This is a genomic window from Myxococcus dinghuensis, from assembly GCF_024198235.1.
In the GTDB taxonomy this organism is placed as follows: Bacteria; Myxococcota; Myxococcia; order Myxococcales; family Myxococcaceae; genus Myxococcus; species Myxococcus dinghuensis.
Map to the genome: position 1 here is coordinate 1 of NZ_JAKCFB010000060.1, position 12,276 is coordinate 12,276.

Below are 12,276 nucleotides of genomic sequence, written 5' to 3' on the forward strand. Positions count from 1 at the left end.
CGGCGGCGCGCGCGCCCCGCGGCTCCGACGGCGGTGGCGGTGCCCCGGGGCGGCTGGTCGGAGGCGGCGCGCGCGGCGGGGGCGTCCGGCGCGGCCATCGCGCTCGCGGAGGTGCGGGACGAGCTGGCGGAGCGCTTCTCCCACGGGCTGGCCTCCGTGTCCCCGCGCGCGGTGGAGCCGCTGGTGGCGCGGCTGCGGGAGCTGGGCCTGGAGAAGCCCGCGGCGCTGCTGGAGGCGCTCGCGCAGCGCCCGGAGGCAGGGGCGCGGCTGGACGACTTCATCAAGGTGTACCAGGTGCTGGGCATCGCCCTGGTGCGGCTGGCGGGCGCGGTGCAGGTGGAGGCGGGGACGCTGGAGCCCGTCGCCACGCACCCGAGCGTCCGCGTGCGCCGGCCCGAGACGCCGCTGCCGCCCGACGAGGCGCTCCGGCGGCGGGCCCGCGGCGAGCTGACGCGCTACGAGGCGGCGGAGCACATGGCGCGCCACTACGCGGCCCTGCCCGCCGAGACGCTGCTGGCGTCGCTCTACCCGGCCTGGAGCGACGGCGCGGCGGGCCCCGCGCTGGCGGCGGCGCTGGCCACCGTCGAGCGCCCCCGGGTGCTGGAGGTGGCCCGGCAGGCCCTCCACGAGCGCCACGGCCGCACGGTGCGGCGCACGGCCCTGCTCGTGCTGGCGCGGCTGGGGGGCATCGAGGCGCGGGCGCTGCTGGAGGTCGTGGCGCGGGATGATTCGGACGCGGGCATGCGGCGGCGCGCGGGCACGCTGCTCGAGAACCTCCTGGCGGAGCGCCAGGGCCCCAAGGCCGTGGCGGAGCTGGCGCGCAAGCGCAAGGCGCGGCTGATGCCGCTCGCGCACACCGCGCTGACGGCGGTGAAGAAGGAGGCGCGCGACCTCGCGGTGGAGTCGCTGAAGGACCTGGGGCTGCCGCAGGTGATTCCGGTGCTGCGTCAGGTGCACCACGGGGACCCCGCGCCCACGCTGCGGCAGCAGGCGGCGCGGGCGCTGGCCTGGCTGGGGGACGCGGACCTGCTGGACCCGGCCGTGTGCGCGGTGGAGACGCGGGAGACGGCCGAGGCCCCCGCGGAGCTCGCCGCCGAGGTGCTGGGCCTCCTGGGGGACTCGCGGGGCGCGGAGGTGCTGCTGTGGGCCGTGGCCGACGGGTGGCGCTCGAGCGACGCGGAGCTGGCGCTGCGCGAGCTGGGGCTCGGCGTCCTGGAGCCGGCGATGCGGCTGCTGGACGTCCGGCCGGAGGTGATGGAGCGCAAGGCGCTGCGCCAGCTCTTCGACCGGCTCCCCGGGGAGCCGGTGGCCGCGGCCCTGCTCACGCGCGTGGAGGCGGCCCGCGAGCGCCCCGACCGGATGTCCCGGTTCGAGGCCCTGCTGTCGCTCGCCACGGCGAACCTCCACGGCGCGGCGAAGCCGGTCGCCGAGGCGCTGCTGGCGATACCGGAGTTCGCCGCGGACAAGCGGCTCGCGCGGGCGGCGAGGAAGGCGCTCGGCCAGAAGGCGTGAGCGTCACCCCGTCTGCGAGGACGCGGGGGGCCTGCGCACCTGGGACTCCAGGAAGGAGCCGAGCGCGGCGTTGACGAGCGACGGCTCCTCCACCGTGGAGGAGTGCCCGCCCCGAGGCAGCCGCGCCAGGCGCGAGCCCGGGATGAGCTGGTGCAGGCGCTCGGCCTTGGCGGGCACGGTGGCCACGTCCTCCTCGCCCACGATGACGAGCGTGGGCACGCGGATGTTGGGCACCTCGTGGGACACGGCGTTGCGGCGGATGACGCCGTTGACGGCGCGCCAGATGTCGCGGCGGTTCTCCAACAGCCGCGCGCGCCACAGGGCCCGCTCCTCCGCGCGGTTGGGGTCCGACAGGAAGGTGCGGCCGAACATGATGCGCATCACCGGGTCCGCCACCGGGCGCAGGCCGGCGAGCCGGGCGATGAGGTTGAGCAGCGTGTAGCGCGGCACGTTGGCCAGGGGCTCCGGGTCCGCGGACGTCTCCACCAGGGTGAGCGAGCGCAGCAGCTCCGGCCGGCGCGCGGCGATGCGCATGCCGATGAAGCCCCCCATGGACAGGCCCACGAAGTGGCACGGCCCCAGGCCCAGCTTGGAGATGAGGTCCAGCGCGTCCAGGTACAGCGTCTCCATGTCGATGGCGTTCACCGACGGCACCGCGCTGCGGCCCTGGCCCCGGTGGTCGTACGCGACGCAGCGGTAGCGGCCTCGCAGCGCGTCAACCTGCGGGTCGAACAACCGGGTGCTCCACAAGAGCCCGTGACTGAAGAGGATGGGCTCGCCCGCCCCACCCGTATCCTCGTAGTGCAGCTCGGTTCCGTTGACGTTCAGCATCGGCATCTGGCGGTTCCTCCCCGGTCCGGGAAGATAGGCCAGTCCGTGACGCGTCACGGCGCCAGTCATGGCGCGGTGCGCGAGCTGTCGACTCTCCGACGCCGGATGAGGTCGTCCGTGCCCCGGTTACCAGAGCCCCAGCGATTGGAGCAGGGGGGCGGCCTGGGCGGGGGTCGCGGACACACCGGTGAAGAAGCGCGCGGCCGCCTCGGGGGAGGGGTCCTCCCAGACGAGCTGCCCGGTGGCCTCGTCGCGGCCGCACCGGGTGAAGGTGGCGCGCACCTGCTCGGGAGACTCGAAGGCGAGCAGGTCCAGGAGCAGCGGACTCTGGCTGGTGAGGAAGCTCTGCCGCTCCCCCAGGGTCGCCACCGTGGCGCGCACCAGGTCCGGGTGGAGCGAGTGCGCCACCTCGTCCGCCAGGGCCACCGCGCGCGCCTGTCCCAGGTAGTGCAGCAGGGCCAGGAGGCGCTTCTGGCCATGGCCCAGCGCGCGCGCCGACACGCGCGTGCCCCCGGGGCCCAGGAAGACCAGCTCCAGGCCCCCCAGCGTGAGGGACTCGTACTGGCGCCCCTCCTGGGGGGCGTCGGTGGGGACGAGCACCGCCTCCGCGCCGGCGAAGCCCAGGAGCCGGGCCGCCTCCTTCAGGAAGGGCACCGCGTCCGAGGGCACGACGTAGCGGGGCGCTCCCCACTGCTCCGCGGCCAGCCCCCGCAGGCCGTCCAGCAGGTCCTTGGAGGCGAGCCCCGAGCCCGCGGCGAGCACGCCCTGGGCGCGGCGCGACAGGCGCAGCTCCACCTGGAAGAGCTGCTCGAAGTAGCCCAGGCCCTCGTCGAAGCGGACCAGCCCGGCCAGCGCGGACACCTCGCGGGCCATGGCCAGCAGCGGCTCCACCGCCGCCGTGCCCTCGCCCGTCTTCTCCACCCAGGCGATGCCGCCGGACATGAGCACCAGCCACAGCCGGCCGGCGACCTCCGGGGCGATGCGCTCCTGGACGACGAGGCCCGGGTCGTCCAGCGGGGAGACGGAGACCTGGATGCCCTCGCGGCGGATGACCAGCGGCCAGGCCATGCCCACCGGGGCGACGGAGATGTCCATGGAGAGCCCGGCGGCCACCGGCTCCGTGGGCGTGTTGCGCACGCGCACGGTGATGTGGCCCGTGTCCGCCGCCAGCGCGTACTCCACGTCGAGCAGCTCCTGCCCCAGCGCCGTGAAGTCGGAGCTGGCCACCGCCGCCAGCAGCTCCAACAACTGCGTCTTCCCCGTGCCGTTGCGCCCCAGCAGGACGTTGAAGGTGGGGCTGAAGGACAGCCGCGTGCCGGGCTTCACGGCGCGGAACTGGTGGACCTGGAGCCACTGGAGCTTGAGCATCCCCGCCAGCCTCCCTTCGAGGATGCGCCAGGGTCAACCCCGCGAGGAAAGCCCCCGGAACCACGACGGACCGGGTCGCGTCCCCACCGGAAATTTCGTCCACCCGCCCTCCCCGCGCGCGGGCCCGGACGGTGGGCCTCCCGACGACCCAGCAGGACGGCACAACCCAGTCCTCCCAGGGAAGCCCGCTTGTCTCGCAAAGGCGCGACAGGCAGCATCGCGGACGGTCCGTCATGCGCCCCGCCCGTCCCGCCCTGCTCGCCTTCGTCCTGCTCGCCCTGCTCGGTACGGCCGCGGCGGTCACCTACTCCCGGCTCCGCGTGGAGCCCCCCGCCGCGCCACGGGCCGCGACGCCCGCGCCCGTGGCGCCCCCCACGCCCACCGCGAGCGCCGCGACGCCGCCCCCCGCCGAGGTGAATGACGGCCACCCCGCGCGCGGCGCGTTCGCGGGCTCGGCGGCGTGCGGCGAGTGCCACGAGGACGAGCACGCCGCCTGGGGCAAGGACTGGCACGCGCGCGCGCTGTCCCCGGCGACGCCGAGGTTCGTCGTGGGGGATTTCAAGAAGCACCCCCACTTCAAGGGCGACTCCAGCGAGGCGTGGATGCGCCGCGACGGCGAGCGCCACTTCATGCGCACCAAGGGCGCGGACGGGCAGCTCGCGGAGTTCCCGGTGCAGTGGGTGGTGGGTGGCAAGCGGATGCAGGACCCCGTCACGCAGATGCCGGACGGCCGCTGGCAGGTGCTGCCGGTGTACTTCCACGTCACGGGCAAGGGCGAGTGGGTGGACTACTCGGAGACGAAGCAGGGCCTCTTGACGCCGGACCACCCGTTCTTCTGGACCAACTTCCGCCGCAGCACGCAGCACGCGTGCCTGGACTGCCACGTCACGGGGCTCGACGCGAAGTACGACCGGGCGACGCAGCAGTGGACGACGAGGTTCACGGACGCGGGCGTGGCGTGCGAGAGCTGCCACGGGCCCGGCGCGCGCCACGCGGACACGCAGGACCCGAAGGACATCGTCCAGCCCGCGGACCTGCCGCCGGAGCTGGGCTTCGCGGTGTGCGCGCAGTGCCACGGGCCGCGCCGGCCGCTGTTCCCCATCCTCGACGCCGAGCACCGCTTCCGTCCCGGCCAGCGCTACGAGGACTTCTACCAGCCCGTCGTCCTCTACGTGGGCAACGAGCGCTCCGGCGACTACTTCACGGACGGGCGCCCCAGCACCTCCAGCTTCGAGTACCAGGCCCTCATCCAGTCCCGCTGCCACATGCAGGGCGGCGCCACCTGCCTCACCTGCCACACCGCGCCGCACGAGCCGCAGGCCGCCAACGAGCTGCGCCGCGCGGACAAGCCCTCGCCCGCGGTCTCCACGGGTTCGGCCACCTGCCAGCAGTGCCACGCGAAGACGTTCGAGGAGGGCACGGCCCACACGCGCCACACCGCGCGCGCGGCGCAGGACTGCCTGTCGTGCCACATGCCGCCCGTCGTCTCCGGCGTGCTGGACAAGTTCGCGGACCACGCGCTGGACGTGCCCGCGCCGCAGAACACCACGCGCCACGGCATCCCCAACGCGTGCAACACCTGCCACACGAAGCAGACGCCCGAGGCCATGGCCCAGGCCCTGACGACGCTGTGGCCGAAGTCCGCGGAGCGTCAGCAGCGCCGCGTGCGGCTGGCGGACGCCTTCGACGACGCGACGGCGGAGAGCGGAGGCCGGGCGGCGCTGGAGGCGGTGCTCGCGGACACGCGGGAGACGCCGTCGCTGCGCGGCGTGGCGGCGCGGGTGCTGGCGCGGCGGCACAAGCGCGAGGCGGTGCCGCTGCTGCGCGCCGCGCTGAAGGGCGCCACCGACAGCCACCTGCGCTCGGACCTCATCGAGTCCATCGGCACGGTGGGCGGCAAGGAGGCCACCGAGGAGCTGGTGCCCTTCCTCCAGGACACGTCCACCTGGGTGCGGCAGGCCGCCGCGCTGACGCTGGCCAGCTTCGGGGACGCGCGCGGGCTGAGCGCCGTGGAGGCCCTGGCGAGCCGGCCGGAGACGACGGGGCTGGTGCAGCCCCACGTCATGCTGGGGCAACTGGCCATGCGGCGAAAGGACCTGACCACCGCGACGCGCGAGTTCGAGCGCGCGCTGGACCTGCAGCCCTACAACACGGACGTCCTCATCCGCCTGGCCGATGTCTATGTCTTCCAGGGACAGGAGGAGCGCGGCAAGCAGCGGCTGCAGGAGGCGCTGCGCTTCGACCCCCAGAGCCGCGCGGCGAAGCAGCGCCTGTCGATGCTCCAACAGGGCCGCTGAACGTCGGCCCTCCGGCGCGCGGGCACGCCGCCGGTAGCATCCACTGCTGAGCAGGCACGGGAGGCATCTGTCCGGCAGCCACGCGGGGGGCCCCGCGGTACGTGGTCACTGCGGGAAGCACCCCCTACCTCAGGGCGCTCGATATGAACGCCCTGCTGCTCGCCCTCCTGCTCTCGCGCGCCGGCCCCGTCGCAGGCGCGCCGCCCGTCCCTCCCGGGCCCGGCTCCGCCGCGCGACAGCGGACCCCTGGCGTCCTGCGCGCCGCGTCCCCGCCCCAGGCGACTGCCGGGGCGACGCCCCGGCAGGGCGCGGCGGGGAGCGCTCCGACCCCGGAGGAGCCGACCGGAGGCGCCACGCCCCGGACGGGCGCGCCCACGGAGGACACGGGGGAGCCGCCCGTCCCGGAGGTCTCCGACCCGCTGTTGACGCCGGTGCCTCCCGCGCCCGTCCTGGTGAAGTCCTGGGACGAGGCGCTGAACCTCGTGCGCCAGCGCTCCACCGACCTGCGCACGGCGCTCGCGCAGGTGGAGGCCGCGGCGGGCCAGGCGCGCATCGCGTTGGCGGCGCTGCTGCCCAACATCACCGGTACGGTGGCCGTGCAGCTCAACATCCTCGACCCCGACAACACGAGCCTGTTCTTCCTGGGCAGCGGCGGAGGCACGGGCGGGGGCGTGGGCGGCGGGATTGGCGGAGGCGGGACCGGGGACGGAACCGGCGGCGGGGGCGTGGGTGGAGGGAGCCTCGAGCAGGGGCGCCTCACCGCGTTCCAGGACGGGTCCACGCCGGTCGAGGAGATTCCGGAGAGCGCGTCGGTGCAGCCCACGAAGCCGCCGGCGGCGGGCATCCTCTCCGCCTCCGTGGCGCTGCTGGACTTCCAGGCCATCGCGGGGCTGCGCACCGCGCGCGAGGCCCAGCGCACCGCTTCGTGGTCCCTGGCGGAGACACGCCGGCAGATCAGCCGGACGCTGGCGCAGGCGCTGGTGCAGGTGGCCGCGCAGGAGCGGCTGGCGGAGGTCAACCGCGTCAACCTGCGCACGGCGCTGGAGCGCCTGGCGCTGGCGCAGCGGCGGCTGGAGCTGGGCGCGGGCACGCGGCTGGACGTGGTGCGCGTGGAGCAGGACACGGAGCGGGCGCGCGCGCTGGTGGTGTCGGGCGACGAGGACCTGCGACAGGCGCGCGAGTCGCTCGGCCTGGCGCTGGGGCTGACCCAGGCGGTGGGCCTGGAGCGAGGGGTCAACGTGGAGCAGATGCTGCGCCGCGCGCGCAAGGACTGCCGGCCCATCCAGGAGCTGGAGGAGCGCTCGGACCTGCGGGTGGCGCGCTCGCGCGTCCTCGTCGCGGAGCGCCAGGTGAAGGAGGTCACGGCGCAGTACCTGCCCTCGCTGTCCCTGAACAGCTCCACGGTGGCCATCACCGTGAAGAAGGACTGGGTGAACGTGCCGCTGTGGAACATCGGCGCCAACCTGGTGCTGCCCTTCTGGGACGGCGGCGTGCGCGAGGGCGCGCTGCGCCAGACGCGGGCGCAGGTGGAGGTGGCGCGCCAGGCGTCCGTGGAGCTGGAGCGCTCGGCCACCATCGAGCTGGTCCAGGCGCGCCGGGGCGTGGAGGTGGCGAGGGCATCCCGGGACATCTCCTCGCGCGAGCGTCGTCTCGCCGAGGAGAACGACCGGCTGACCCGCCGCAGCTTCGAGGTGGGCACTGGCACCAGCCAGGACCTCATCCAGACGGCGGCGGCGCTGCGGCAGGCGGAGCTGGCGCTGGTGGTGCGCGAGTTCCAGTTGGAGCAAGCCCAGGTCGAGGCATACCTGGCGGAGGCGGCATGCGACTGGTGAGGAGGACATGGGTGGCGGGGTGCGCGGCCCTGTTGCTGGCGGGGTGCAAGGGCTCCGACAAGGCGGACGGCCCCCAGGGCGGACAAGCCGGCGAGAACAAGGCCCTGCCGGTGCAGGTGCTGTCGCTGGCGCCTGGCGAGGTCCGCGACGCCGCCGAGTACGTGGGCACGCTCATCTCCCGCAGCAGCATCACCCTGTATCCACAGGTCGCCGGCTACGTGCAGGCCATCCCGGTGCGGCCCGGCGCCTGGGTGCAGCCCAACGAGGTCCTGCTGGTGGTGGACCCCCGCCGCGAGAGCGCCGGGCTGCGCGCCACCCAGGCCCAGCGCGCCTCCGCCCTGGCCCAGCGCGAGTTCGCGCGGCGCACGCGCGAGCGCAGCGCGCAGCTCCTGCGCGAGGGCCTCCAGAGTCGCCAGGACTACGAGCAGGCGGTGGCGCAGGCGCAGCAGGCGGACGCGGAGGCGCGCGCCATCGAGGCGCAAATCCAGTCGCAGAAGGTCCAGCTCGGCTATTACGAGGTGAGCGCGCCCTTCAAGGGCGTGGTGGGCAACTTCCCGGTGAAGGTGGGGGACTACGTCTCACCGCAGACGCCGCTCACCACGCTGGACCAGAGCAAGGTGTTGGAGATCTCCGTGGACGTGCCGGTGGCGCGGGCCCACGAGGTTCGCGTGGGACGGACGCCCATGGAGGTGCTCGACGCGGAGGGCAAGCCGGTGGTGGGCGCGCCCGTCTTCTACGTCGGCGCCATCCCCAGCGCCGCCACGCAGCTGGTGCAGGTGAAGGCGGCCTTCGAGAACACGGACGGCCTGCGCGCCGGGCAGCTGGTCCGCGTACGCGTCACCTACGACATCCGCGAGGCGCTCACCGTGCCCACCGCGGCGGTGACGAAGATCAGCAGCCAGTCCTTCGTCTTCGTCGCGACGCCGTCGGACGGGGGCACGGTGGCCAAGCGCACGCCGGTGGACGTGGGCGACGTGACGGGCAACAACTACGAGGTCACGGGCGAGCTGGACGCGGGCGTCACCGTGGTGGTGAGCAGCATCCAGCTCCTGCGCGACGGCCAGCCCATCCACCCCATGACGGGCAAGCCCGAGGCGCAGGGCATGGGCGGAGGCGCGGACGCGGGCACTGGCGGCGCGGCGGACGCGGGCACTGGCGCCCCGGACGCGGGGCACTGAGGGGACGGCATGTTCACGGACTTCTTCATCCGCCGGCCCATCTTCGCCAGCGTGCTGTCCATCATCATCACCCTGACGGGCGTCATCAGCATCCCGGGGCTGCCCATCGAGCAGTACCCGGACCTGTCGCTGCCCCAGGTCCAGGTGACGTCGACGTACGTCGGCGCGTCGGCGGAGACGGTGGAGAGCGCCGTCACCACGGTGCTGGAGCGGCAGCTCAACGGCGTGCAGGACATGCGCTACATCTCGTCCACCAGCAGCAACAACGGGACGAGCACCATCATCGTCACGTTCGACCAGGGGCGCGACCTGGACATCGCGGCGGTGGACGTGCAGAACCGCGTGGCCACCGCGTCGCCACAACTGCCCGCGGCGGTCAACGCGCTGGGCGTCACCGTCAACAAGGCGCAGACGCAGTTGCTCATGGCCTTCGGCCTGTTCGACCAGAACGGGCGCTACGACACGGGCTTCCTGAGCAACTACGCGGACGTCTACATCCGCGACGCCATCCTGCGCGTGAAGGGCGTGGGCGACGTGCGCATCTTCGGCGAGCGGCGGTTCGCCATGCGGCTGTGGCTGGACCCCACGGAGCTGGCGCGGCGCAAGCTGACGGCGAACGACGTGGTGGCGGCGCTCAGCGCGCAGAACGTGCAGGTGGGCGCGGGCAAGGTGGGCCAGGAGCCGGCGCCCAAGGGCCAGAACTACCAGTTCACCCTCCAGGTGAAGGGCCAGCTCGCCACGCCGGAGGAGTTCGGCGCCATCGTCGTGCAGCGCGGCGCGGACGGCTCGCTCGTGCGGTTGCGGGACGTGGGCCGGGCGGAGCTGGGCGCGGAGGACTACTCGCAGCTCCTGCGCTTCGACGGCAAGGACGCGGTGGGCCTGGGCATCTTCCAGCTCCCGGGCTCCAACGCGCTGGACGTGCGCGACGGCGTCCTCAAGGAGCTCTCGCGCCTGGAGAAGAACTTCCCCCCGGGCATGAAGTACCGGGTCGCCTTCGACACGACGGCCGCGGTGCAGGCCTCCATCGAGGAGGTGCTCATCACGCTGGGCGAGGCGGTGGTGCTGGTGGTGCTCGTCATCTTCGTCTTCCTCCACGGCTGGCGCAGCGTGCTGGTGGTGGCCACGACGCTGCCCGTCTCGCTGGTGGGCACGTTCCTCTTCGTCAGCGCGTTCGGGTTCTCGCTCAACACGCTGACGCTGTTCGGCCTCACGCTGGCCACGGGCCTGGTGGTGGACGACGCCATCGTCGTCATCGAGAACGTGGAGCGGACGATGGAGGAGGGCCTGCCGCCGCGCGAGGCCACCCAGCGCGGCATGCGCCAGGTGGCCGGCGCGGTGGTGGCCATCGCCCTGGTGCTGTCCGCGGTGTTCGTCCCCGTGTCCTTCTTCCCCGGCACCACGGGCTCCATCTACCGGCAGTTCGCGCTCACCCTCGCCTTCTCCATCAGCCTCTCCGCCCTGGTGGCGCTCACCCTCTCCCCCGCGCTGTGCGCGCGGCTCCTGCGGCCGCACGAGGGGCAGAAGTGGAAGGTGTTCCGCCAGTTCGACCGGGCGCTGGACCGCTTCCGCGACGGCTACGGCCACCTGCTCCAGCGGCTCATCGGCCCGCTGAAGTGGCCGGTGGTCATCGTCTTCTGCCTGTGCCTGCTGGCCACGGTCTGGGTGTACAGCGTCACGCCCTCCGGCTTCATCCCGGACGAGGACCAGGGCTACCTCATCATCGCGGTGCAGGGTCCGGAGGGGACGTCCCTGGACTACACGCGGCGGGTGCTGCTGCAGACCGAGGACGTGATGCGCAAGCAGCCGGAGGTGGCGGACATCTTCACCGTGGGCGGCTTCTCGCTGCTGGGCACGGGCGCCAACTACGGCACGCTCTTCGTCAACCTGCACCCGTGGGACGACCGCAAGAAGAAGGACCAGAGCGTGGCGGCCATGGTGGAGCGGCTGCGCATGCCGCTGCTCGCCATCGGCGGGGCGCGCGTGCTGCCCTTCCAGCCGCCGGCCATCCGCGGCGTGGGCAGCGTGGGTGGCTTCGAGTTCGTGCTCGAGGACCAGTTGGGCAACCGCACGCTGACGGAGCTGGCGCAGACGACGGAGTCCCTGGTGGGCCAGGCCAACCAGTCCCCGGTGCTGCGCAGCGTGTTCTCGTCCTACACGGCCAACACGCCGCTGCTGAACATCGAGGTGGACCGCGAGAAGGCGCTGTCGCTGGGGGTGCCGCTGGAGTCGCTCTTCTCCACGCTCCAGGTGTACCTGGGCAGCCAGTACGTGAACGACTTCACCTTCTCCAACCGCGTGTACCGCGTGTACGTGCAGGCGGCCATGCCCTTCCGCAGCAAGCCCAAGGACATCGGCTCGCTCTACGTCCGCGCGGCGTCCGGGGAGATGGTGCCGATGGAGAACCTGGTGCGCATCCAGCCCATCACCAGCGCGCAGAACATCCAGCACTACAACCTGTATCGCTCCGCGGAGCTGTACGGCCAGGCGGCGCCGGGAGCCAGCACCGGCCAGTCGCTCGACGCGATGGAGGCGAAGGCGCGCGCGACGCTGCCGGAGGGCTACACCTTCGAGTGGACGGGCCTGTCCCTGGAGCAGAAGGAGGCGGGCGGCAAGGTGCTGCTCATCTTCGCGCTCGGCATCGTGTTCGTGTTCCTGGTGCTGTCCGCGCAGTACGAGAGCTTCGCCCTGCCCTTCGTCATCCTCCTGGGCGTGCCGGTGGCCATGCTCGGGGCGCTGGGCTTCGTGAACCTGCGCGGGCTGCAGAACGACGTGTTCTGCCAGGTGGGGCTGGTGATGCTGGTGGGCCTGTCGAGCAAGAACGCCATCCTCATCGTCGAGTTCGCGGAGCAGCTTCGTCACCAGGGCCGGAGCGTCATGGACTCCGCCATCCACGCGGCGCAGACGCGCCTGCGTCCCATCCTGATGACGTCCTTCGCGTTCCTCATGGGCGTGGTGCCGCTGGTGCTGGCGTCGGGCGCGGGCGCGGCGGCGCGCAAGGCGCTGGGCACCACGGTGTTCGGCGGCATGCTGTTGTCGACGTTCGTCAACCTCATCTTCATCCCCGTGCTGTACGCGGTGGTGGAGGCGACACGCTCACGACTGCTCAAGCGTCACGAGCACGCGCGCCCGGGTGACGGCGGTGGCACACCGCCGAGCGAACCGCCGCAACAGCCGCAGCCGGCGTAATCCACGTATCGGTCCACTCCACTCCGCGTCCGGCCGGGGCCATCGAGACCCCATATCCCTCGCCGGAGGGTT

6 protein-coding genes and 1 pseudogene are annotated in these 12,276 nt (G+C 73.2%); 5 read left to right on the forward strand and 2 right to left on the reverse strand.

Going from position 1 to position 12,276, the window contains the following annotated elements; all coding sequences use genetic code 11:
- Positions 1 to 1,512: pseudogene (locus LZ198_RS39700) on the forward strand (HEAT repeat domain-containing protein); the annotation flags it as partial.
- 3 nt (positions 1,513 to 1,515) lie between these two features.
- Here the strand turns inward: LZ198_RS39700 and LZ198_RS39705 are convergent.
- Both LZ198_RS39705 and LZ198_RS39710 read right to left on the reverse strand, forming a co-directional pair.
- Entirely contained in the window at positions 1,516 to 2,349 is an 834-nt protein-coding gene (locus LZ198_RS39705; protein ID WP_253977378.1) for an alpha/beta fold hydrolase, read from the reverse strand.
- Between the two features lie 120 nt (positions 2,350 to 2,469).
- On the reverse strand, positions 2,470 to 3,711 hold the full coding sequence (locus LZ198_RS39710) for an ATP-binding protein (protein ID WP_253977379.1): 1,242 nt from the start codon (positions 3,709 to 3,711) through the stop codon (positions 2,470 to 2,472).
- A gap of 233 nt (positions 3,712 to 3,944) precedes the next feature.
- Between LZ198_RS39710 and LZ198_RS39715 the strand changes: the two genes are divergently transcribed.
- The 4 genes from LZ198_RS39715 to LZ198_RS39730 all read left to right on the forward strand — a co-directional run bounded on the left by LZ198_RS39715 (position 3,945) and on the right by LZ198_RS39730 (position 12,204).
- Entirely contained in the window at positions 3,945 to 6,008 is a 2,064-nt protein-coding gene (locus tag LZ198_RS39715) for a HEAT repeat domain-containing protein (RefSeq protein ID WP_253977380.1), read from the forward strand.
- A 143-nt stretch (positions 6,009 to 6,151) separates the two neighbouring features.
- A complete protein-coding gene (locus LZ198_RS39720; RefSeq protein WP_253977381.1) occupies positions 6,152 to 7,840 on the forward strand; it encodes a TolC family protein in 1,689 nt (562 codons plus the stop codon).
- Positions 7,828 to 9,018: an efflux RND transporter periplasmic adaptor subunit gene (locus tag LZ198_RS39725; RefSeq protein WP_253977382.1), complete on the forward strand. Its 1,191-nt coding sequence runs from the start codon at positions 7,828 to 7,830 to the stop codon at positions 9,016 to 9,018. Before LZ198_RS39720 ends, LZ198_RS39725 begins: the two co-directional genes overlap by 13 nt.
- A 9-nt stretch (positions 9,019 to 9,027) precedes the next feature.
- Positions 9,028 to 12,204, forward strand: coding sequence for an efflux RND transporter permease subunit (locus LZ198_RS39730; protein WP_253977383.1), 3,177 nt, complete (start codon positions 9,028 to 9,030; stop codon positions 12,202 to 12,204).
- Positions 12,205 to 12,276: the final 72 nt, after the last annotated feature.